We start from the raw sequence: 21,989 nt of genomic DNA on the forward strand, positions 1-21,989 counted from the left end.
TCATGATGCCCGCACCGGTCAGCGCGATGGTCCCCACCAGGGTGTCACCGCTGCGGATCATGCCGCCACCGGCGAACAGCATGATCAGTCCGGCTCCCAGGGCGTTCACCTCGCGCCAACGTGGTTCCGTCCCGGCGATCGCGATCAACTCCTCTGCTGGGCGACACGCAGGCCATCCGGGGTTGTCGAACATCGACAAGCGGTACCGGGCTGACCGCTCCGAACGCGGCGGTGCTCAGGGCTCGTAGGCGGCCTCGGCGGCCACGGTCACGTCGAGCAGGAAGGGCTCGGTTCGGTCCGGCAGGGAGGGCACGACCTCGTCGAGCGCGGCGGTCAGCTCGTCGGGGGAGTCGACCCGCGCGGCCGGGCAGTTCAGCGACCGGGCGAGCCCGTGGACGCTGACCTGGTCGAAACCGGGCCAGGGGGCCTTGCCGCCCTGGTTCTCCGACAGCCGGTCCATGATGGCGTAGCGGCCGTTGGACAGCACCACGAACAGCACTCCGCACCCGTACTGCGCCGCGCTCCACAGCGACTGGATCCCGTACAGCGACGAGCCGTCGCCGACCACCGCCACGACCGGCCGTCGTGGCCGTGCCATGCGCAGACCGGTGGCCGCGGGCATGGCGAATCCCAGCCCGCCGGTGGCCGCCGACAGGAACCCGAGCGGTTGCCGCGCGGGGAGGGCGCGGTGCAGTTCCGGTCGGCTCGACGGCGTCTCCTCGACGACGGTGGCCTCGGCGGGCAGCCGGTCGGCCAGGGCCGTCAGCACGTGGCCGGGACGCAGCGGTCGGCCGTTCTCCGGCACGGGCAACCGCTCCTGCCGCCGCTTCGGCGTTTCGACGACTTCCGCGCGCTCCCGGACCCGGGTGGTCAGTAGCTCGCAGACGCTTCCCGGGGGAGCCAGCAGCGCGAGGTCCACGGGAGCGCGGTGCGCCTCGTCGGCGTCGTCGGTCACGATCGCCAGCCGGGTGCCCGCTTCGACGAGCGGTCCCCGCTCGTAGGGGTACTGACGCAGGAACGGGGCACCGACGGCCACCACCGCGTCGTGGGGAGCCAGCGCCTCCCGCAGCCGGGACCGGTTCGCGGGAAGGTGCCCGGCGAACAGCCGGTGATCCTGGGGAAAACCGGCACGGGAGCCGAAGGGTTCCTGCCACACCGGGCACCGCAACCGCTCGGCGAGCACCGCCAGTGCTTCCCACGTCCGTTCGTCGTCGGAGCCCGCTCCCACGACGAGGGCGGGCGAGTCGCTCGCATCCACCAGTTCGACGAGCTCGGCCACGGCCTCGGGGTCGGCGGTCGTGGCGCGGGTCAGCTTTCGCGGGGAGTTCACCGTCCCGGTTTCGTCGGCGGGGGCCGACCAGTCGTCCATCGGCACGATGACCACGGCCGGTCCGCGATGCGTCCTGGCCGAGTGCCAGGCGCGCGCCACCGCCGAAGGCACGTCCCCGGGACGCGCCGGATGTTGCACCGAGACCGGATAACCTCCGGCGAGGTCGTCCAGCTCACCGGAGAGGAACGGCCGCTGTGCCTGGTGGCGGCGGTCCTGCTCGCCCACCAGCACGACCAGCGGTGCCCGGTTCTCGCGCGCCGTGGTCAACGCGCCCACCGCGTTGCCGAAGCCCGACACGGTGTGCAGCACCACCAGCGCAGGGGTGTCGTTGCCCAACGCCCACCCGACGGCCGTGCTCACCACGGATCCCTCGTGCAGGGCCAGCACGAAGTTCAGGTCGTCCGGCAGGTCCGTGAGCAGCGCGACCTCGGTCGAGCCGGGATTGCCGAACATCGTGGTCAGCTCGTGGGAGCGCAGCACGTCGAAGGTGGCGTCGCGGATCGTGGTCAAGAGGGTCACCGAACCGGGTGGTGGGGGCCATGCTGTTCGCGTACGAACCACAATACGGCGAAATCACGGGGGATCAACCCGTGTCGAGTGATCCGGTGCGGTCAGTTCCGGCGTTCGTCGCCGAAGCGTTCCCTGATCGCGCGGTTGTACCTGCTGACCATCGTGCCCAGGGTGCGCAGCTCGTCCTCGCTCCACTCCGCGAACAGCTCGTCGAGGTTGCGGTGCCGGTGCAGGCGAACGGACCGCGCCTCGTCGCGCCCCTGCTCGGTGGGGGTGATGATGCTGCGGCGCCGGTCGTCGGTGGCCGGTTCGCACTCGATCAGCCCCGCCTTCCGCATGGTCGCCACCTGACGCCCGGCCGTGGACGGATCCAGTCCCAGCACGGCGGCGAGCGTGTTGATGTCGGCGGGTCCGGTTTCGTCGAGAGTGCGCAGCAGCAGGTACTCGGACCGGTCGAGCTCCTCGTAGCTGTCGGTGCGTCGGCGCATCAGCTCGAAGTTGCGCACGAGTCGTGCCGATTCCAGCTCGATCTCGTCCAGGAGGTGCTCGGAGGGGGTGTGTTCCACGATCTCGACTCTTTAGCGGTATGATACGGATGTTTGTCGATATCGTACATATTCGTGGCGGCGTGGGGCACGCCGTCACCGACGGGAGGCTGCTGTGGCGAGCGGATCGCCGGCCTGGTTGCGACAGTTCCTGGACCGGGTGGTGGCCTCGGACCCCGGCTGGAACCGGTTCCGGATGGCGCTGTCCGGTGTCCTGTCGGTCGGGGTGGCGCTCGTCGTGGAGTACGGGCTCGCCCGGCTGCTCGGCCTGGGCTCGCGCGGCGTGCTGATCAGCATGTTGCTCGGCGCGGTCGTGAGCATGATGGGCTCGATGGCGCTGACCGGCTCGGGCGTGTGGTCGAAGGTGCGCACCGCGGCCTTCTTCCCGGTCGCGATCGGGCTGGGGATGGCCGTGGGAACGTTGACGGCCCACAATCGCGCGCTGCAACTCACCGTGTTCGTCGTGGTGATGTTCCTGGCCGTGTTCGTGCGCCGCTTCGGCATGGCTTTCTTCTTCTACGGCTTCATGGGGTGGATGGGCTACTTCTTCGCCGCCTTCCTCAAGGCCTCACCGGCCCAGTTGCCCATCCTGCTGCTGGCCGTCGTCGTGGGCACGGTGTGCCTGCTGCTGCTGTCGATGACGGTGTTGCGCGTCCACACGGGGCGGACGCTGCGCCGCACGCTGCGCGCCTTCCGCAGCCGTGGGCGCGCGGTGGCTGCCACCGGGGCCGACATCCTCGCGGCGGACGACCCCGATGAAGGACCGTGGCGTCGGTTGCGGGGCAGGCAGGTACGGCTGGCCGAGGCGGCGCTCATGGTCGAGGGGTGGCTCGGTGAGCAGGGGGCGACACCGCCGGGGTGGTCGGCAGCGGCGCTGCGGCGCCAGTTGATCGATGCCCAGCTCGCCGTCGAGGGAATCGCCGCGGCCGTCCCCCAGCTCACCCGCGCGCCCTCGGGGGTGCGGGAAGCGGCCACGCGCGTGATGCGGGCACTGGCAGCTGGTGACCAAGGCGCTGCGGTCCACGCGGCCAGGGAACTCCGTGCGCGGGCCGACGCCGAGTCCGGGAGCGCTGCCCGTCAGCTCGCCGCTTCCGCCCAGGACTTCGTGGCGATCGTGCGGCACTGGGCGAGCGCGGAATCCGGCACCGCGAGCGGGGGCGAGACCGAGGGGTTCGAACCGGCCGTCACGCTGGCGATGGGCAATCTGCCCGGCTCGGCGGCCGTGGCCAAGGACGTCTCCGCGCGGGGCGCGCACTGGAATCCGCTCAGTCGGCTGGACCTGAACACGCGCCAGGCCATCCAGGTCACGGTGGCCGGGGCGCTGGCCATCCTCGTCGGTCAGGCGGTGTCGCCGACGCGGTACTACTGGGCCGCGATCGCGGCCTTCGTCGCGTTCACCGGGGCCTCCACCCGCTTCGAGACGTTCATCAAGTCGTTCAACAGGGTGCTGGGCACGTTGGCGGGTCTCTTCGTGGCCATCGCGCTGGCCCGCCTCACCGCCGGGCACACCTACTTGATCATCGCGGTGATCCTCGCCTGCCTGTTCTGCGGCTTCTACCTGATGCGCGTCTCCTACGCCCTCATGATCTTCTTCATCACGATCATGCTGGCCCAGCTCTACACGGTGCTCAACCAGCTCTCCGACCAGGTGATGTTGCTGCGGTTGGAGGAGACCGCGATCGGAGCCGGAATCGGCATCGCCGTCTCGCTCGTGGTGATTCCGCTCAGCACCAAGGACACCGTGCGCAGCGCCCGCGCGAACTTCTTCGCCGATCTCGCGGTGCTGCTGCGCGCCGCTGCGCACCGTCTCGGGGTTCCCGGCGAGTCCGAGAACGAGGAGGAGGGCGATCCGGACGGGCTGGCTCGCGTGCTCGACCACCGGTTGCAGCAGACGAACATGGTCGCCGCTCCACTGATGCGCCAACGCCTCGCCGGCAGCGACTCCCGGCGCCTGCGGCACCGGGTCGTGCTCTACACGGTGTGTGCCAGCTACGCCCGCGAGCTCGCCGCCGTGCTGCGTCGCGTGGAGGCCGATCCCAGGCCGGACGGCACCGGACGCGCGTGCCGCTACCTCGCCGCCGTGGCCTCCGAGCTCGTCGAGCACCGGCCGGGGCAGGACACTTCGGAGATCGACAGGAACCTGTACCTGGCGGCGCGTGCCCTGCAACAGCGCACCACCCCGACCACCGAGCCGGTCCGGCACGCGCTCTCGCGGTTGCACCAGGTGCTGTACCAGCTCGCCACCGCCAGCGAGGTCGCGGCCAGCCCGTACCTGATCCCGGACGAGGAGTCCGACGAAGCCGAGGCGCCGGTGCGCGCGGAGCGTCCGGCCGCGAGCGAGCCGAGGGACACCGCCCTGCACGGATCCGTGCAGGGCGGGAACGGCGAGCCGCTTCCGCGGGCCGTGATCACCCTGATCGGCACGCACGGTCAGCAGGTCAGGCGGACCGAGGTGGACGAGGAGGGTTCCTACGCCTTCCCGGAGCTCCCGCCGGAAGCCGTGACGATGGTCGCCACCGCCGCCGGGTTCGCCTCCGAGGCGACGTTCGCGCCGACCACCGGTGCGGGGGAGCAGCGCCACGACTTCACCTTGTCGCCGACTCCCGTCCGGCGTGCGTGACGGCTTCGGTGGGGCGTCGACCGGTGGTCACGCTGCCGGCCGGCGCTGCCGGTCGACGATGTCGGCGACGGCGGTCCTGGCGGTGCGTCCGGCACCGATGAGGGTGGCCGATGCGGCACCGGTCCAGTCGCCGTAGCCCAGCAGGTGCAGCCGGGGTTCCTGCACCGAGCGGGTGCCCTCGGTCGGGACGACGCCGTCGCGGCGGCGCAGTCGCAGGGGGCGCAGGTGCTGGAGACCGGCGCGGAAACCGGTGCACCAGACGACGGCGTCGGCCCGGCGCTCGGTGCCGTCGCCCCAGCCGATGCCGTGCCGGGTGAGGTGGGTGAACGGGGGTTCGGCGCGCAGTGCTCCGCGCTCCCGCGCGTCGAGCACGGCGGGAACCATCACGATGTCGCCCAGCGCCGCCACTTCGCCCGTGTCCGCGGTCCCGGCCCGCCTGGCGGCTTCGCGCCTGGTGGCCACGTCGAAGAGGACGCGGCCGTCGACGTCGTCGGGCATGAAGCGCGGCTCCCGCCGGGTGACCCAGGTCGTGTCGGCCACCGTGGAGACTTCGGCGAGGATCTGCGCGGCCGAGTTCCCACCGCCGACGACCACGACGTGCTGCCCGCGAAACTCCTCGGGGCGGCGGTAGGAGGCGGTGTGCAGTTGCCGTCCGGTGAAATCGCGTTGCCCCGGATAGGAGGGGACGTGCGGGGAGCCCCACGTTCCCGTCGCGCTGATCACCTCGGATGCCCGCCACACGCCCCGGTCGGTGTGGACGGCGAGGCACTCCCCCTCGTCGTGCACACCTGTCACGTGGACGGGCCGGTGCACAGGTAACTCGTAGCGCTGCTCGTAGCGGGTGAGGTAGTCCACGACGTGATCGACCGTCGGGTACTCAGCTCCCCTCTGGCGTGGCATCGGCCATCCCGGCAGCGGGTTGTGCTCGGCGGGGGAGAACAGCCGCAACGAGGGCCACATGGCCCGCCAGGCCCCGCCCGGTTCGGAACGGGCGTCGAGGATCGCGAAGTCCGCACCGGCCCGCCGCAGGAAGTACCCGGCGGCGAGACCCGCCTGCCCACCGCCGATCACCACGACGTCGCGGACCTCGGCCACGGTCGTCTCCTCCCGGTCGTGTTCGTCGCAGTCCGCGACGGACGCGGCAACATGGGCGTCGTGACGGGAAAACACAGCGCGGGAATCCTGGTATTCCGCGGGGACGAGGTGCTCCTCGGCCACATGGGCGGTCCCTTCTGGAGCAGGCGGGACGTGGGCGGGTGGTCCGTGCCCAAGGGCGAGTACGACCCGGACGAGGAGCCGGAGGCCGCGGCCCGGCGGGAGTTCGCGGAGGAGCTCGGAGTGGCGGCTCCCACGGGTGAGCTCGTCGCGCTCGGGAGCGCGCGGCAGTCCGGGGGCAAGGTCGTGACGGTCTGGGCCGTCGAGGGCGACCTCGATCCGGAGCGCGTCGTTCCCGGGACGTTCACGATGGAGTGGCCCAGGGGGTCCGGACGGTTTCGGGAGTTCCCGGAGCTCGACCGGGTCGCGTGGTTCGACCTCGACCGGGCCCGCGAGAAGATCCTGGCCGGACAGCGGGTCTTCCTCGACCGGTTGGCCGAGCGACTGGCCTGAGCGGTTCGGGCTCAGGCGCCCCGGTCGGTCGCGATGGCCGGCCAGAGGAGGTCGACGACCCGGTCGGGGAAGTCGTTCGTGTTCTCGCCGGTGCACACCCGTTCGGCGATGTTGCTTCCGAACAGCAGGGTGACGACGTGGTCGAGGCTGACGTCCTCGCGGACCGCTCCGCGCTGTTGCAGGGTGCGCAGCAGCTCCGTCAGTTTCCGCGTCCGCGGCTTGATGGAGTACTCGCGGTAGAGCTCGAACAGCTCGGGAGTGCGCCTGCTCTCGGTGAACACGTTGCCGAGCAGGTGGTGCTCGTCGGGATCGGACTGACCGGGATGCAGCCAGCGCACCATCGCCTTGAGCGCGTCGATCGCGGGCAGCGTGTCGAAGTCGATCTCCGGGTGCCGGGACATCCGTTCACGCAGCAAGTACTCGAGCACCGCGGCGACGAGCTCGCGTTTGCCCGGCCAGCGCCGGTAGAGCGTCGGGCGGGTGGTGCCGGCGTCGGCGGCGATGTCGCCGAGGCTCATCCGGGTGTAGCCGTCCTCGGCGAGCCTGCGGACCGTCGCGTGCATCACCGCGTCCCCGATGTCGGGATCGCGCGGGCGCCCCCGCGGGCGAGCCTTGTCCGGAGCGGCATCGGTGCTCATGGCCCTCCCTGCTCCGTCGGAGCGTGATCACGAACACTATTCTATTTCTTGACTGTCATGCAATGCGATAGCAAAATGGTTGCGCCGGACAACTTTACTGGGTTCCCGGAGGGAACATGTCCGGTACGGCCGCGTCCCGTGCGAACGTCGAGACCCTGCTGGACTCGTTGGCGCGGCGTCGGTACGAGACAGCTCTGGTGCACGGTCGCCGACGGGTCAGCTGCGGCGAGGTGGTCGACCAGACGTACCGGACCGCCCGGGTACTGGATCGCCACGGCGCTCGTCCGGGGGGACGTCGTCACGCTGCTCGGCGGCAACGCCCCCGAGATGATCACCGGCCGCTACGCCGCGAACCTCCTCGGCTGCGGCGTCACCGAGCCCTACGGCGGCCTGTCCGCCGAGGCGAAGGCGAAGATCGTCGCCGACGTCGACACCGGGATCCTGCTGGTCGACCCGTCGTTCCGGGACAACGCCGCGCAGGTGCTCGAACGGTGCTCACCCGGCGCGGTGCTGAGTTTCGGGGACGGGATCGGCCCCGACCTGCTCGCCCTGGCCGCCGCGGAGTCCGCCGAGCCGGTCGTGTGCGGCGCGCGGCCGGACGACGTCCAGCAGATCCGGCACACCGGTGGCACCACCGGTCATCCCGAGGGAATCTGCTACACCTTCGACCACCACCGGCGCGTGCTGAACCTCGGCATCGCGGGCGAGGAGCCCGATTACCAGCGGCGGCAACTCGTGTGCACCACGATCGCGCACGCCGCGGGCGGCTTCGCCGACAGGTCGTTGGCCCGGGGTGGTCTGGTCGTCCTCCAGGACGAGTTCGATCCCGCCGAGGTGCTGGCGGCCGTCGAACGGGAGCGCATCACGGACATGTGGCTGCTGCCCCCGCTGATCTACCGGCTGCTCGACCACCCGGACTCCGAGGACACGGACCTGTCCAGCCTGCGCAACGTCGTTTACGGCGGTTGCCGGGCCAACCCGACCCGCATGAGTGAGGCCGTCGAGCGCTTCGGCCCGGTGTTCACGCAGGTCTACGGGCAGACCGAGGCCGGGCTCATCAGCGTCCTGACCCCGCGGGAGCACCACGACCCCGAACTGCTCGGCACCGCCGGCCGGGTCGCGCCCACCACCGAACTGGCCATCTGCGACGAGCACGGCGACCGGATCGCCGAGGGCGAGCGCGGTGAGCTGTGGGCGCGCACCGGGATGGAGATGGACGGCTACTGGAAGCAGCCGGAGCTGACCGCGCGCACCGTCCAGGACGGCTGGGTGGACACCGGAGACGTCGGCTACCTCGACGTCGAGGGATACCTGCACGTCGTGGACCGCGTGAAGGACGTGATCGTGGTCGTCGGCGGGCACGTCTGCACCTCGGAGGTCGAGAACGTGCTGATGGAGCACCCCGGGGTGCGCGGCGCCGCCGTCTTCGGCACTCCCGACCCGAACGGCGCGGAGAGGGTGCACGCGGCCGTGGTCACGGCGGAGGACGTCGCGGACGAGGACCTCACGAGCCTGGTCGAGGAGCGCAAGGGCGCGATGTACGTGCCGTCGGACGTGACGTTCGTGCGGCAGCTGCCGCTGACCGACGTGGGCAAGCCGGACAAGAAGGCGCTCCGCGCCCAGCTGGTCGGCTAACCGGAGCACGCGAACCGGGCCGTCTCGGGCCCGGGGAGGTCGCTCAGGTCACCGTGTTCTTGACCTGCTTGGCGGCCTTCTTGAGCATGCCCTCCTCGGAGTAGGTGGCGTAGAGGTGGTCCTCGGGCTTGGGGGCGCTGGCCATACCACCGAGCGGTTCGGGATTGGCGTTGTACTGGAACTCGTGGTTGCCGTCCGGGGCGGTACCGCCGGCCCATCCGCCCTGGTCGGAGCTCTCGCCGTCGGACAGGTGCCAGAGACTGGAGGCGTGTTCGCGGTGCTCCTCGTCGAGCAGGTCGTCGGGCACGACGGTGTCTTCGACGCCGTCCTTCTTGAGCTCCTCGATCGCGGCGAGCCACTGGTTCTGGTGCATGGTGTCGCGGGCGAGGTTGAACTTGAGCATGTCCTTGACCCCGGGGTCGTCGGTCATGTGGTACAGCCGCGCGGTTTGCAGCCGTCCCTGCGCCTCGGCGGTGAGGTTGGCGCGGAAGTCCGCGAGCAGGTTGCCGCTGGCGATGATGTACCGCCCGTTCCACGGATAACCGTTCGAGTCCGACGGCAACGCTCCGCCGCCACCGACGATGGCCTGCTGGAAGTCCATCCCTCCCACCACCGCGGCCAGGGCCGGGTCCTGGACGGCCTTGGCCGTCTGATCGGAGGGGGCGCCTTCGAGCAGCCGCGCGACCATCGTGGACAACATCTCGACGTGCCCGATCTCCTCGGTCGCGATATCCATGATCATGTCCTTGTACTTGCCCTCGATGCGGCAGTTCCACCCCTGGAACAGGTACTGCATGGTCACGGTCATCTCGCCCCAGGCTCCCCCGATGAGCTCCTGGAGCTTGTGCGCGTAGACCGCGTCGGGCTGCTCCGGCTTGGCCTCGTACTGCAACCGCTTGGTGTGGTAGAACACGATGTTTCCTTCCGGTCGAAAAGGGATTTCGTGTACTCCGAATTCCCACATCGCCTCGTCGTTACACAGCGGTTTTAGTGGCGCGCCCTCCGTGCACGCCTCCGCTGCCGGCCGGGTGCTCGGTACCGCCGCCTCGCGCGCTCACCGCGCGGTGTCGCCCACCGGCCGTCCGACGAGGACGACGTCCTGGATCACACCGTCCAGGTCGGCCACGCCCGGCAGACGCCCCCACTCCCGGAATCCGTGAGCGAGGAAGAGCCCGATGCTGGTCTCGTTGCCGGCGAGGATGGTGGTGGCCAGGGTCCGCACCCCCAGCTTCGGGGCGTGCGCGATCGCCTCGCCCAGCAGGTGGGCGCCCTGGCCCCGGCCCCGGTGGTCGGGGTGGAGGTACACGGCGAGGTCGGCGGTCACGTCGTACCCGCGCCGGCCGTTGAGGAAGGGTTCGAAGGACAGGTACCCGGTCACCGTTCGAGGGGAGCCCGTCTCGTGGCCGACCCAGATGGGGCGGTGATCGGGACGCGAGGTGTCGAACCACTCCTGCCGGGAGGCGACGCTGACCGGTTCCAGGTCGCAGGTGCTGGTCCTGTTCGGGATCGCGGAGTTGTAGATGTCGACGATCGCGGGCAGGTCCTCGGCGGTGGCGAGGCGATGACCGTAGGGCAAGGGGCGCTCCTGTGTTCTCAGGCCGTGCGGAGGGTGTAGAGCGCGATGCCGGCCGCCACGCTCACGTTCAGCGAGTGCTTGTCGCCGTAGACGGGGATCTGCAGTAGCAGGTCGCAGCTCTCCCGGAGGGTGGGGTCGATCCCGACGACCTCGTCGCCGAGCAGCAGCGCCACCTTCCGCGTCGGCGGGTAGTCGGAGAGGGCGACCGCGTGCGGATCGATCTCCAGGCCGGCCACCACGTACCCCTGCTCGCGCAGCGAGTCCAGCAGCGCTTCCACGTCCGGGTGGCGCTCGAAGGGCATCGTGCGCTCCGCCCCCGCGGCGGCCTTGGCCAACGCCCGGGTCTGTCGAGCCTGCAACTTCTCGCTGCGCTCGTCACCGGGGTGGGCGGGGTAGGGCGTGAATCCGGTGACGTACACCGTGTCCACGGCGAAGACCTCGCCGGTGCGCAGCAGCGAGCCGACGTTGTGCACCGACCGCAGGTTGTGCGCGATCACCACGATGCTGCGTTGCTGGTTGGTGTTCACAGCGGTGGAAGCTTACCCGCCGTGGCTCCGTCCTCCTGACTGCCTGCTGCTGAATCCCGAACGTGTTCGAACAGTCACACAGAGAGAGGAGAATTCGGCCGAACGGGGCGGTAACGTTGTAGTTGGCATTACTCTCACGGTGCCCTGAAGGAACGGCGGAGGCAGTCGACATGGAGCATGGGCCGAGGGCCTTCGAGAACCACGGGGTCGAGGTTGCGCAGGCCGGCGCGGCGAAGGCCCTCGCCGCCGAGGACATGCGCGAGTACGCGATCTTCGCGCTCGACGCGGACGGCAACGTGTCCAGCTGGAACGCCGGGGCCGAACGGGTGAAGGGCTACCGGAGCGACGAGATCATCGGTAAGCACTTCTCCTGCTTCTACCCCGCAGGCGCGGTTGCTGTCGGGTATCCGGACTGGGAACTGGAGCAAGCCGCCGCGAACGGGTTCTTCATCGACCGGGGTTGGCGTGTGCGCAGGGACGGGGAGCGCTTCTGGGCCCACGTGGTGATCACGGCCCAGCGGACTCCCGCCGGGGAGCTGGACGGCTTCATCAAGGTGACCCGGGACGAGAGCGAGGCGAACGTACGTCAGCAGCGGTCGCGGCGCCAGTTCGCCGACTTGTTCGAGCTCGCCTCCTCGGGGATCGCGCTGCTGGACGACGGGGGCAATTTCCTCGACGCCAACGGCGCGCTGGGCGACCTGCTCGGGTACCGGCTGTCCGAGCTGTGGGCCAAGACCGATCGCGACCTCCTGCACCCCCGCGACGGGGGCGACGGACTCCTTCCCAGCACGTCCGGCCCCGCGTCCGGAGGTGTCGACGAGCCGATTCCGCACCGCATGTTGGTGCGCTCCGACGGTGAGCTGGTGCTGTGCCAGGTCTCCAGCAGGGCTTCCGTGCGCGATGACGGGAGCCGTTCCTGGCTGGCGGTCTTCCACGACGTCACCGAGCAGGTTCGCCAGGCCGAGGTGCTGCGCCACGAGGCCACCCACGACGACATGACGGGGCTGCTCAACCGCAGGGGTTTCGAGGAGCTGCTGTCCTCGCTGCTCGGCGCGGACAGCGCCGACCTCGCCGTGCTGTTCTGCGACCTGGACAACTTCAAGCGCGTCAACGACTCGCTCGGCCACGAGGCGGGGGACGAGCTGCTCGTGGCCGTGGCCGAGCGGCTCACCACCGAGCTCCCGCCGAAGTGCACACCCGCCCGCTTCTACGGGGACGAATTCGTGATCGTCTGCTCCCACCCGGGCTCCCCCGACGAACTCGAAACCCTCACGCGGGCAGTCGACGATCTCTTCCGCATCGCTGTGCCCCTGCGCGGGCGGATGGTGCACCTTTCGGCCTCCGTCGGTGCGACGACGGCAGTGGACTCCGGCGCGAGCGTCGGAGATCTGTTGCAGTCCTCCGAGGCGGCGATGCTGGGGAAACGGCGAATCGAGCAGGGGCAACGCGTCGATTCCATCCGTTCGGACGGTGACCAGCTGGCGCTCGAGGAGGACCTGCGAGCGGCGATCGAACGTGATCGCCTGGATCTGCACTACCAGCCCATCGTCGCCAACGACGGTTCGGTCATCATCGCGGAGGCGCTGCTGCGGTGGACCCACCCCGAACTCGGGTTGCTGACGCCGGACGTCGTGCTCGACGTGGCCGCGCAAGGCGGGCTGCTGGCGGACCTGGACCGGTGTGTTCTCCGGAGGGCGCTGCGCGAGTCGGCCGATTGGCAGGTTCCCGGGGAAAACCCGCTGTGCATCGCGGTCAACCTGGGCGGTCTTCGACCCGACCAGCCCGGTTTCGTCGCGGAAGTCCGCTCGATGATCGACGACGAGGGAGTCGATCCCAATCGGGTGGTCCTGGAAATGCTCGAAACGGTGTTCTCCGAGTTGGGATCCCAACCGCGTCGAGCGATGACCGAGCTGGTCGACCTCGGAGTGCGGTTCGCCATCGACGACTTCGGTACCGGCTACTCCTCGCTCGCCCGGCTCAAGGAGCTTCCCGCTCAGATCGTCAAGCTCGACAGGAAGTTCGTCGCGGGAGTGGGCACGGAGGTCACGGATCTGGGTATCAACCGAGCAGTGACGGAGCTGGTCCGCACGATGGGGAGCTTCTGCGTCGCGGAAGGGGTCGAGGAAGCCACCCAGCACCACCTGCTCCGCGCGATCGGCGTCGACGCCTACCAGGGCTACCTGTTCTCCGCTCCGCTGCCTCCGTCCGATTTCCGCGACTTCATCGCCGCCGCACCAGTACGGAGGCCACGGTCGTAGGCGGGTGGAGCGGGCGCCTCAAGTGACGGTGTTCAGCGACCGGATGCGGGACCGGTCCGGCACCCCACGCTGCTGACCCACAGCCATCGCGGTGCCGGACTCGGCAGCTGCCCACCGCAAGGCCGTCGACGGGGGAGCGCCCGACGAGCGTTCGAAATTCGAACACCGCACCGTGCGTGTCACCGCTGCACTGACCGAATCCCGAGGGGTCCCTTCACCCCCGCCTCCTCGAACTGGATGTGCCGCGTCGGGTGAGGTCCTCGTGCGAATGGTCGGATCCGGCGTGTGCCACACCGACCTGATCGTCCGCGACCAGTGGTACCCGGTGCCGCTGCCGGCCGTGCTCGGTCACGAGGGTTCGGGGGTCGCGGAATCCGTCGGTGACGGCGTCACCTGTGTCGCTCCCGGCGATCAAGTCGTGCTCACCTTCAACTCGTGCGGCGGCTGCCGCACGTGCGTCCGGGGCCGCCCCACGTACTGCGACCATTTCTTCGAGTCCAACTTCGCGGGTTCGCGCGCCGATGGCAGTACGCCGCTGCACCGTGACGCGGGCGATGTGCACGGTGCCTTCTTCGGACAGTCGTCCTTCGCCACGCACGCGCTGGCCACCGAGCGCAACGCGGTGAAAGTGGATCCGAACGCGCCCCTGGAGCTGCTGGGGCCGCGGCGCTGGGTACCGAAGTCTCGATCGACATGTCCTCGCTGCTGTTCGGCCGCGGTGTGCGCGGCATCGTGGAGGGCGACAGCGTGCCTCGCGTGTTCATCCCCGAGCTCGTCGAGCTGTACCAGCAGGGCCGGTTCCCCATCGACAAGCTGATCAAGACCTACGCCTTCGAGGACATCAACCGGGCGGTGGAGGACTCCGAGCAGGGCGGCGCGCTCAAGCCCGTCCTGACTTTCTCCTGAGGACCGGAACCGTCGCGCCGGAGCACTGCGGTGCCCACGGAACTCCGGCCCTCATTTCGGGGCGACGCGCTCGGCGAGATCGTCGAGGACGAGGTTGGCCGCGATCGGTCCGAGCCCGAGGTACCAGAGGCCGTCGGAGACCTTCGACGCCTTGCCGTCGCGGACGGCGCTGAGCGACTTCCACTGCACCGAGCGGGTCACCTCCTCCTGGTGGGCCTTGCCCCCGCTGCCGTAGGCGGCGTGGAAAAGCAGGTCGCCGTCGGCCTGGGAGACCAGCTCGCGACTGATCTTGGTGTACGTCTTGTCCACGCGCTGGTTGGGCGGACGCGAGAACCCGACGTCGGAGAGGATGGTGCCGATGAAGGAGCCCTTGCCGTAGAGCCGGATGGTGCCGCCGGAGAGGAATCGCACCATGCTGACCTCGGTCTTGCCGGGGTCACCGATTCGGGCGCCGATCGAGTCGGCCTTGGCCTGGTAGCGGTCGAGTATTCGCTGGGCCTGCTGCTTCTTGCCGAGTGCCTCGCCGGCGAGGCGGAGGTTCTGCTTCCAGGTCTTGCCGACCGTTTCGGAGAGCACGGTCGGTGCGATCCTGCTCAGCGTCTCGTACCGCTCGGCGTTTCGGACCTTGCTGGACAGGATCAGGTCCGGCTTCAGCTTGGTGATCTTTTCCAGGTCGGGGGATTTGATCGTGCCGACCATCGGCACGTCGCGGACCTTGTCTGCGAGATAGGGCTGGAGCGGGGAGCTGGAGGAGGGCCGCACCAGGCCGACCGGCTTGACTCCCAGTGAGAGTACGGCGTCGAGCTCGCCGGTGCCGAGCACCACGACACGTTGGGGAGTACCGGTGATCGTGGTCTTACCCATGGCATGGGTGATGACGCGGCTTCCCGACTGCGAGTCCTGCTCCGGTGGGGAGGCCCCGCACGCGGAGACGAGGAGCAGGGTCAGCAGCGCGGCCACTGCGGTGAGGGCATGGCGGGCGCGGGTCATGGTGTTTCCTCTCGTGCCGAAAAAGCATGGGAAGGCTAACCTAATGAAGCTGGCTTGGCCAGGATCGCGAGATAGGTCACCCGGAAGGCGAAGCTTCGGGCGCACGCGCGCCGGGGGGACTTGATCGGCATCGACCGCGCAAGAACGGCCACTGTGGATAGTCCTTGACCGGTGTGCTCAGTGCGGAAGATGCCCGGTTCGTTCCCGTGTCGCGCTTTCGGCTCGTTTCGGCGAGGAAGTCCGGCTTCGATCGAAGGGCGTGCGTCCTTGGCGCGTTGGCGCGTCGACGGCGCCGGGCGTGCCACGGCGCCCCTTGTGGCGATCAGCGACTGTCGTTATGGTGCTGTTATCAAGGTGAGGCAAACCTAATTTATTCCCGTGATGATCCGCCCTCGAGCGGTGACCCTCCTCCGCGTTTCCGTCGAGCAGCCCCTGGACGAGTGTGTCTCCTCGCCCGCGGCCGAGGCCGAGCAGCGGGAACGTGGCAACCGGTACGAGAACGAGGTGAGATGCGTGACGGTCAGTGACCGGCTTGCGGGCGGCGTTGGAGGCCCGGAGCACCTGCGCCCGCTGCTCGCGACCGCGCTCGACGCGCTCGGAAAGGGCGCGGTGCAACGTGACGGTCCGCTGCCCGCCGGAGGCCCGGATGCGGTCACCCGCGCGGTGGCCGACGTCGGTGAGGCGTTGCCCTCCGGAGGAGTCGGAGAGCAGCAGGCGCTGTCCGAACTGGCCGAAGTCTTCACCGCGTCCGCCGTGGACCCCGCCGACCCGGCCTGCGCCGCCCACCTGCACGCTCCGCCGCTCGCGGTCGCGGTCGCGGCGGACCTGGTGGCGAGCACGCTCAACTCCTCATTGGACTCCTGGGACCAGGGCCCTTCGGGCACGGTCGTGGAGTCCTCCGTCCTGCGGGCACTGGCCGAGCTGGTCGGTTACCACCCGGACGCGGCGACCGGATCGATCACCTCGGGAGGAACCGAGTCGAACCTCACCGGCCTGCTCCTCGCCCGGGAACACGCGCTGGGTGACGCGGCGGGCGTGGCTCCCGCCGCGTCGGGGATGCGGGAGCGCGGGCCGATGCGGGTTTTCTGCTCCGCCGAGGCGCACTTCTCGGTGGCCCGGGCCGCCGGTGTCCTCGGGATCGGGGAGGACTCCGTGATCGGAGTGCCGGTGGACGACCGACACCGCATGGACCCGGCTGCGCTGGAGTCCAGCATCGTCGAGGCGCGGGAGGCGGGCGAGGTGCCGATCGCCGTCGTGGCCACGGCGGGCACGACCGACCTGGGCGTGATCGATCCGCTCGTCGGGATCGCCGACGTCGCGGAGCGCACCGGGGTGTGGTTGCACGTCGACGCCGCCTACGGCGGCGGGGCGCTGTTCTCCGAGCGGTTGACGCCGCTGCTGCGTGGCGTGCGGAGGGCCGACTCGGTGGCGCTCGACCTGCACAAGCTCGGGTGGCAACCGGTCGCCGCCGGGGTGCTGCTCACCCGGGACCGTGCCCTGTTCGAACCGCTGGAGCGCCGCGTCGCCTACCTCAACACCGAGGACGACGAGGTGGCCGGTTACCGCGGCTTGCTGGGGCGCTCGTTGCGCACCACCCGTCGCCCGGACGCGTTCAAGATCGCTGTCACGTTGCGGGCACTGGGGCGCGACGGACTCGGCGAACTGGTCGACCGCTGCCACGACCTCGCCCGGCACGCGGCGTCCCACGTGAGCGCGCATCCGCGGCTGGAGCTGTACCGGGATCCGGTACTCACCACCGTCGTGTTCCGCTACCTGCCCGAGCACGGCGATCCCGACGGCCGCAACGCGAAGCTGCGTCGACGACTGCTCGACAGCGGCCGAGCCGTCGTCGGCCGCACGGAGTTCGGCGACGCGGTCTGGCTCAAACTCACCGTGCTCAACCCGCGGGCCACCGAGGCGGACATCGAGGCGCTGCTCGCCGACGTCGACGCGGCCGGACAGAAGGAGAAGGCCACGCCATGACCGAAACCGCCGAACGCACGCCCGTGGACGTCACCAACGCGGACCGTGTGGCCGATATCGCCGCGGTCGACGGGCTGCTGCGGTGCTGGATGCGGGAAAACGACCTGTCCCCGCCCGATGACGGCGTGTTGGAGCTGGAACTTCCGGCGGCAGGTGTACGACTGCGCGCCGTCGTCATCCACCACTCGGCCGTCGGCCAGCACCGCTTCGGGACAGTGAGCCTGGACACCGGAGTCGCGATCTCCGCGGTCACCGTCGCCGCGCTGCTCGCGGTCGAGGCGGCCGCCGGGCGCGGTACGGATCCCGGCGCCGTCACCGATCTCGTCGGACGCGTCGCGGACTCCACCACCCGCATCGCCCACTACGTGCGGTCCCGCTCGGAGACGCCGGAGGACCCGGTCGGCGCGACACCGTTCCTGACCGCGGAGCAGGGGCTGATCCTGGGGCATCCCACGCATCCCGCCCCGAAGAGCCGACTCGGCCTGAGCGAGGCGGACTCGGAGCGGTTCTCCCCGGAACTGCGCGGGAGCTTTCCCCTGCACTGGTTCGCCGCCGACCGCTCGGTCGTCTCCGGCGACGGGCCCGATCTGGTGGCCGACTTCGCACCGGACGTGCCGGAGGGGATGGTGCCCGTCCCCGCGCACCCGTGGCAGGCCCGCGAGGTGCGGTCGCGGCCCGGCGTGCGCGGCCTGCTCGAGTCCGGACTGCTGCGCGACCTGGGCGAGTCGGGGGCGCACTGGTATCCGACCGCCTCGATCCGCACGGTGTACCACCCCGACGCACCGGTCATGCTGAAGTTCTCGCTGGGACTGCCGATCACCAACTCCAAGCGGGAGAACCTCCGCGCGGAGCTGCGCCGCGGGCTGGAGATCGACCGGATCCTCGAAGCCGGGCTGGCGGCGGCGCTGGCCGAGGCCCATCCCGGTTTCGGCATCGTGCGCGACCCGGCCTGGCTGGCCGTCGACGTCGAGGACGCGACCGAGAGCGGGCTGGAGCTCGTCGTGCGGGACAACCCGTTCGGTCCGCACGACCGGGCCGCCTGCGTGGCGGGTCTGCTGGCCGAGCGCCCGGACCGCGACAGTTCGGAGATCGCCGCGATCGTCACGAACCTGGCCGCGGCGACGGGAGAGGACTCCGGAGCGGTCGCCGAGCGATGGTGCGCACGCTACTTCGACTCCGTGATCGCACCCGTGCTCTGGCTGTACCGCACTTACGGGCTGGGCCTGGAAGCGCACCAGCAGAACACCGTGGTGCTGCTCGACGAGCAGGGGTGGCCCCGCGGCGGTTGGTACCGGGACAACCAGGGCTACTACATCTCGCAGCGCCGGGTCGGTGAGCTGGAGCGATTCCTGCCCGACATCGGCGTGGCCGGCGTCAACCGCTGGGACGACGCGATCATCGACGAGCGTCTCGGCTACTACATCGGCATCAACAACCTGCTCGGCCTCGTCGGAGCGCTCGGCTCGCACGGACTCGCCGACGAGCGACGACTGCTGGCCGTGCTGCACCGGCGGCTGCGCGACTTCCCGGACCTGTCGCTGGCGCGGACGCTGGCGCACGCTCCCACCCTGAGGTGCAAGGCGAATCTCCTGACCAGGATGGACGGCTTGGACGAGCTCGTCGGCCCGCTGGAATCCCAGTCCGTGTACTGCGACATCACCAACCCGATCGCGGAGGTGGGCACTCCCCCATGACCCACGTGCACGACCTCGTCGGTGTCGGCATCGGTCCGTTCAACCTGTCCGTGGCGGCGCTGGCCGAACAGGTGCCGGACCTGTCCGTGGCGTTCCTCGACGAGAACCCGCGGTTCTGCTGGCACCCGGGACTGCTCATCGAGGGCACCACCCTGCAGGTGCCCTTCCTCGCCGACCTGGTCACCCTGGTCGACCCGACGAACCCGTGGTCGTTCCTGTCCTACCTCAAGGAGCACGAGCGGCTCTTCCCGTTCTACTTCGCGGAGAACTTCCACATCTCGCGCCGCGAGTACAGCCACTACTGCGCGTGGGTGGCCGAGTCGTTGTCGTCCTGCTCGTTCGGCCGGCGCGTCGTGTCGGTGGACTGGGACCCGGCCGAGGAGGTGTTCCGCGTCGAGTCGGAGGACGTGCACACGGCCACCAGGCAGACGCTCGCCGCGCGCAACGTCGTCCTCGGCGTCGGCACCACGCCGGTCCTGCCCGAACCGCTGCGGGGGCTGCCCGGCAAGGAGGTCTTCCACAGCGCGTCCTACCTGGACCACGCCGACTCGTTGCGGGAGGCCGAGGACATCACGGTCATCGGCTCCGGCCAGTCCGGCGCCGAGGTGCTGCTGGATCTGCTGCGCTCGCAGGAGCGGGAGGGACGGCGACTGCGCTGGCTCACGCGGTCACGAGCGTTCGCGCCGATGGAGTACTCCAAGCTCGGGCTCGAACACTTCACGCCCGACTACACCGAGTACTTCCGCACCCTGCCGCAGGAGACCCGCGACCGCGTCCTGGCCGAGCAGTGGCAGCTGTACAAGGCCAGCAGCGCGGGAACGCTCGCCGAGATCCACGATCACCTGTACCAGCGCAGCCTCGGAGGACGGGATCCCGGAGCGATGCTGATGCCCAACGTCGCCGTCACCGAGGCACGCCGCACCACGGCGGGGATCGAGCTGTCGTGCCACCACGTCGAGCAGGACCGGACCTTCGACGTGACCACCGACCGGGTCGTGGCCGCCACCGGCTACAGCGCGGAGCGCCCCTCCTGCCTCGACCCGCTGGTCGACCTGGTCGAGTGGGACGCACGGGGCCGCTACCAGGTCGGCGAGGACTACCGGATCGCCCTCGGCGACGGAGTGCCCGGCGGCCTGTACGCGCAGAACGCCGAGATGCACTCCCACGGCGTGGGCGCCCCCGACCTCGGACTCGGAGCGCACCGCGCCGCCCGAATCCTCAACTCGGTGACCGGCCGGGACTCCTTTCCGCTGCCCGAGCGCAGCGCCTTCACGACGTTCGGCGTCGCTTCCTGAACGCCCCTTCCCGCTGGAGGACTCCGATGACCCTGTCCGCACCCACCGAACTCACCGACGAGAACTGGCGCAGCGCGTGCCGGGAACTGCTCGCCAAGTCACTCGGCGAGCTGTCCTACGAACAGCTGCTGGTACCGGTCGAGACCGGACCGCAGCGCTACCGCGTCGACTTCCCCGGGCCGGTGTCGTACACGTTCTCCGCGCGCCGAGGGCGGTGCGGGGACTTCCGCGTGAACCCCAGGACGATCACACGCACCGCGGACGGCGCCGACCATCCCGCCGAGGACCCGTTGCGGTTCTTCCTCGACGCCTCCGCGTCACTGGGGATGACCGGCGACACCACCGGTCACCTCACCCGGGAGCTGACCGCCACCCTGGCCGCGGACGCCAAGCTCCTCGGTGCGGGGCTGACCGCCGACGAGCTGGCGGACCTGCCCTACGCCGAACTCGAGGGGCACCAGACCGGCCACCCCTGGCTGATCCCGAACAAGGGTCGGATGGGATTCTCCGCCGAGGACACCGCCCATCACGCGCCGGAGTCGCGGCACACGCACCGGCTGCCGTGGATGGCGGTGCACCGGTCCCTCGCCGACTACCGCGCGGTGGAGGGACTCGCCCACGACAAGCTCCTGGCTTCCGAACTCGACGACGCCGAGCGCGGTGGCTTCGAGCGGATCCTCATCGACCAGGGACTCGATCCGCACGACTACCTCTGGATGCCGGTGCACCCGTGGCAGTGGGACGAGACCGTGCTGCCGCTGTTCGCCGCCGACGTCGCGGCCCGCCGCATCGTGCCGCTCGGCGACGGCCCCGACAGGTACCTCGCCCAGCAGTCCATCCGCACGTTCGCCAACATCGACGCCCCGCGGCGGAACCACGTGAAACTGCCGCTGTCGATCCTGAACACGCTGGTGTGGCGCGGGTTGCCCACCGAGCGCACGGTCGCCGCCCCCGCAGTGACCGAGTGGATCCTCGGCATCGCCGAGTCGGACCCGTTCCTGCGCGACGAGGCCCGCGCGGTCCTGCTCGGCGAGATCGCGTCGGTGACGGTGCGCCATCCGGTGCTCGAGGAGATCGAGAACGTGCCCTACCAGTACAAGGAGCTGCTGGGGGCGATCTGGCGCGAGCCGCTCGGCGGCAAGCTGGACCCGGACGAGCGGGCCAGGACGCTGGCCTCGCTGCTGCACGTCGATCGCGACGGCCGGGCGTTCGTCGACGAGCTCGTCCAGCGTTCGGGCCTCGGGGCGCAGGAGTGGTTGCGCCGGCTGTTCGGCGCGCTGCTGCCCGGGCTGCTGCACTTCCTGTACCAGTACGGCATCGTGTTCTCCCCGCACGGGGAGAACACCATCGTCGTCTTCGACCTCGACGACGCGCCCAGCCGGTTGGCGGTCAAGGACTTCGTGGACGACGTCAACATCAGCGCGACACCGCTGCCCGAACTCGACGACATGCCCCCGGACGTCGACGCCGCGCTGCTGCGCGAGCCGCCGGACTTCCTGCCCCAGTTCATCCAGACCGGGCTGTTCGTCGGCCACTTCCGCTACCTCGCGTCGCTGGCCGAGGAGCACCTGGGCGTGCCTGAGGACACCTTCTGGGGGATGGTCCGCGACGAGGTGCTGGCCCACCACGAGCGCTTCCCCGAACTCGCCGACCGCTTCGAGCTGTTCGACCTGTTCACGCCGGAGATCGACCGGTTGTGCCTGAACCGCAACCGCATCCTCCTCGACACCTACCGCGACCGCTCGGAACGTCCGCACGCCGCCGTGCACGGCAGCATCCCCAACCCGCTGCGTGCCCCCGGCAGCGATGCCGGGTCGTGAGCGGTGCCGGGGCCGGGTGCTTCGCGGGCCGAGCCCCCGCGAAGCACCTACCGT

The 21,989-nt window shown here is 70.1% G+C and carries 18 protein-coding genes and 1 pseudogene; 11 read left to right on the forward strand and 8 right to left on the reverse strand.

The features are described 5' to 3' along the window. The first annotated feature begins 2 nt into the window (after positions 1–2). On the forward strand, positions 3–248 hold the full coding sequence (locus FHX42_RS20130; RefSeq protein ID WP_182545984.1) for a hypothetical protein: 246 nt from the start codon (positions 3–5) through the stop codon (positions 246–248). On the opposite strand, the gene FHX42_RS20135 is transcribed toward FHX42_RS20130, so the two are convergent. Beyond that, positions 236–1,849: a thiamine pyrophosphate-dependent enzyme gene (locus FHX42_RS20135; RefSeq protein ID WP_328796478.1), complete on the reverse strand. Its 1,614-nt coding sequence runs from the start codon at positions 1,847–1,849 to the stop codon at positions 236–238. The two genes, FHX42_RS20130 and FHX42_RS20135, sit on opposite strands and share 13 nt — an antisense overlap. 92 nt (positions 1,850–1,941) lie before the next feature. Next, positions 1,942–2,406: a MarR family winged helix-turn-helix transcriptional regulator gene (locus FHX42_RS20140; protein WP_328796480.1), complete on the reverse strand. Its 465-nt coding sequence runs from the start codon at positions 2,404–2,406 to the stop codon at positions 1,942–1,944. A 94-nt stretch (positions 2,407–2,500) separates the two neighbouring features. On the opposite strand from FHX42_RS20140, the gene FHX42_RS27505 reads away from it, so the two are divergent. After that, positions 2,501–5,005, forward strand: a complete 2,505-nt coding sequence (locus tag FHX42_RS27505) for an FUSC family protein (RefSeq protein ID WP_182545985.1) — start codon at positions 2,501–2,503, stop codon at positions 5,003–5,005. 27 nt (positions 5,006–5,032) lie between these two features. Here FHX42_RS27505 and FHX42_RS20150 read toward each other — a convergent pair whose 3' ends face one another. Beyond that, positions 5,033–6,100 (reverse strand): ArsO family NAD(P)H-dependent flavin-containing monooxygenase, encoded by a 1,068-nt coding sequence (locus FHX42_RS20150; protein WP_182545986.1) that lies wholly within the window; start codon positions 6,098–6,100, stop codon positions 5,033–5,035. A gap of 60 nt (positions 6,101–6,160) precedes the next feature. Here FHX42_RS20150 and FHX42_RS20155 point away from each other — a divergent pair, with 60 nt between their 5' ends. Further along, positions 6,161–6,613 (forward strand): NUDIX domain-containing protein, encoded by a 453-nt coding sequence (locus tag FHX42_RS20155; protein ID WP_182546140.1) that lies wholly within the window; start codon positions 6,161–6,163, stop codon positions 6,611–6,613. An 11-nt stretch (positions 6,614–6,624) separates the two neighbouring features. Here the strand turns inward: FHX42_RS20155 and FHX42_RS20160 are convergent, their stop codons facing one another. Then, positions 6,625–7,251: a TetR/AcrR family transcriptional regulator gene (locus FHX42_RS20160; RefSeq protein ID WP_182545987.1), complete on the reverse strand. Its 627-nt coding sequence runs from the start codon at positions 7,249–7,251 to the stop codon at positions 6,625–6,627. Between the two features lie 138 nt (positions 7,252–7,389). On the opposite strand from FHX42_RS20160, the gene FHX42_RS20165 reads away from it, so the two are divergent. Continuing rightward, the gene (locus FHX42_RS20165; protein ID WP_182545988.1) at positions 7,390–8,886 is read left to right on the forward strand and encodes an AMP-binding protein; all 1,497 of its coding nucleotides are present in this window, start codon (positions 7,390–7,392) and stop codon (positions 8,884–8,886) included. A 43-nt stretch (positions 8,887–8,929) separates the two neighbouring features. On the opposite strand, the gene FHX42_RS20170 is transcribed toward FHX42_RS20165, so the two are convergent. The 3 genes from FHX42_RS20170 to FHX42_RS20180 form a co-directional block, all read right to left on the reverse strand. Further along, on the reverse strand, positions 8,930–9,799 hold the full coding sequence (locus tag FHX42_RS20170) for a manganese catalase (RefSeq protein ID WP_182545989.1): 870 nt from the start codon (positions 9,797–9,799) through the stop codon (positions 8,930–8,932). A 141-nt stretch (positions 9,800–9,940) separates the two neighbouring features. Next, the gene (locus tag FHX42_RS20175; RefSeq protein ID WP_182545990.1) at positions 9,941–10,462 is read right to left on the reverse strand and encodes a GNAT family N-acetyltransferase; all 522 of its coding nucleotides are present in this window, start codon (positions 10,460–10,462) and stop codon (positions 9,941–9,943) included. A gap of 17 nt (positions 10,463–10,479) precedes the next feature. Next, a complete protein-coding gene (locus FHX42_RS20180) occupies positions 10,480–10,989 on the reverse strand; it encodes a TrmH family RNA methyltransferase (protein WP_182545991.1) in 510 nt (169 codons plus the stop codon). Between the two features lie 170 nt (positions 10,990–11,159). Between FHX42_RS20180 and FHX42_RS20185 the strand changes: the two genes are divergently transcribed. The 3 genes and pseudogenes from FHX42_RS20185 to FHX42_RS26010 all read left to right on the forward strand — a co-directional run bounded on the left by FHX42_RS20185 (position 11,160) and on the right by FHX42_RS26010 (position 14,153). Continuing rightward, a complete protein-coding gene (locus FHX42_RS20185) occupies positions 11,160–13,247 on the forward strand; it encodes a sensor domain-containing protein (RefSeq protein ID WP_182545992.1) in 2,088 nt (695 codons plus the stop codon). Positions 13,248–13,515: 268 nt separating this feature from the next. Further along, a pseudogene (locus FHX42_RS27900) lies at positions 13,516–13,818 on the forward strand (alcohol dehydrogenase catalytic domain-containing protein); the annotation flags it as partial. 122 nt (positions 13,819–13,940) lie between these two features. Beyond that, positions 13,941–14,153 (forward strand): hypothetical protein, encoded by a 213-nt coding sequence (locus FHX42_RS26010; protein WP_235987584.1) that lies wholly within the window; start codon positions 13,941–13,943, stop codon positions 14,151–14,153. A gap of 51 nt (positions 14,154–14,204) precedes the next feature. Here the strand turns inward: FHX42_RS26010 and FHX42_RS20195 are convergent, their stop codons facing one another. Beyond that, entirely contained in the window at positions 14,205–15,143 is a 939-nt protein-coding gene (locus tag FHX42_RS20195) for an ABC transporter substrate-binding protein (protein WP_182545993.1), read from the reverse strand. Positions 15,144–15,542: 399 nt separating this feature from the next. Here FHX42_RS20195 and FHX42_RS20200 point away from each other — a divergent pair, with 399 nt between their 5' ends. Genes FHX42_RS20200 through FHX42_RS20215 form a run of 4 tightly spaced genes read left to right on the forward strand, consistent with a single transcriptional unit; the run spans position 15,543 to position 21,935 of the window. Next, positions 15,543–17,126 (forward strand): pyridoxal phosphate-dependent decarboxylase family protein, encoded by a 1,584-nt coding sequence (locus FHX42_RS20200; RefSeq protein ID WP_328796484.1) that lies wholly within the window; start codon positions 15,543–15,545, stop codon positions 17,124–17,126. Next, on the forward strand, positions 17,123–18,820 hold the full coding sequence (locus tag FHX42_RS20205; protein ID WP_182545995.1) for an IucA/IucC family protein: 1,698 nt from the start codon (positions 17,123–17,125) through the stop codon (positions 18,818–18,820). Before FHX42_RS20200 ends, FHX42_RS20205 begins: the two co-directional genes overlap by 4 nt. Continuing rightward, a complete protein-coding gene (locus FHX42_RS20210) occupies positions 18,817–20,115 on the forward strand; it encodes a lysine N(6)-hydroxylase/L-ornithine N(5)-oxygenase family protein (RefSeq protein WP_182545996.1) in 1,299 nt (432 codons plus the stop codon). The genes FHX42_RS20205 and FHX42_RS20210 overlap by 4 nt, the downstream gene beginning before the upstream one ends. Before the next feature lie 26 nt (positions 20,116–20,141). Next, complete coding sequence (locus tag FHX42_RS20215; protein ID WP_182545997.1) at positions 20,142–21,935, forward strand: IucA/IucC family protein; 1,794 nt, start codon at positions 20,142–20,144, stop codon at positions 21,933–21,935. The last annotated feature ends 54 nt before the right edge of the window (positions 21,936–21,989 follow it).

The sequence above is a fragment of the Halosaccharopolyspora lacisalsi genome, assembly GCF_014137975.1.
GTDB lineage: Bacteria > Actinomycetota > Actinomycetes > Mycobacteriales > Pseudonocardiaceae > Halosaccharopolyspora > Halosaccharopolyspora lacisalsi.

Bases quoted from the DNA above. Each gene is read 5' to 3' on its own strand.
- FHX42_RS20130 (WP_182545984.1), top strand. From the start codon at position 3: ATGATGCCCGCACCGGTCAGCGCGATGGTCCCCACCAGGGTGTCACCG.
- FHX42_RS20160 (WP_182545987.1), bottom strand. From the start codon at position 7,251: ATGAGCACCGATGCCGCTCCGGACAAGGCTCGCCCGCGGGGGCGCCCG.
- FHX42_RS20185 (WP_182545992.1), top strand. From the start codon at position 11,160: ATGGAGCATGGGCCGAGGGCCTTCGAGAACCACGGGGTCGAGGTTGCG.
- FHX42_RS26010 (WP_235987584.1), top strand. From the start codon at position 13,941: ATGTCCTCGCTGCTGTTCGGCCGCGGTGTGCGCGGCATCGTGGAGGGC.
- FHX42_RS20195 (WP_182545993.1), bottom strand. From the start codon at position 15,143: ATGACCCGCGCCCGCCATGCCCTCACCGCAGTGGCCGCGCTGCTGACC.
- FHX42_RS20205 (WP_182545995.1), top strand. From the start codon at position 17,123: ATGACCGAAACCGCCGAACGCACGCCCGTGGACGTCACCAACGCGGAC.
- FHX42_RS20210 (WP_182545996.1), top strand. From the start codon at position 18,817: ATGACCCACGTGCACGACCTCGTCGGTGTCGGCATCGGTCCGTTCAAC.
- FHX42_RS20215 (WP_182545997.1), top strand. From the start codon at position 20,142: ATGACCCTGTCCGCACCCACCGAACTCACCGACGAGAACTGGCGCAGC.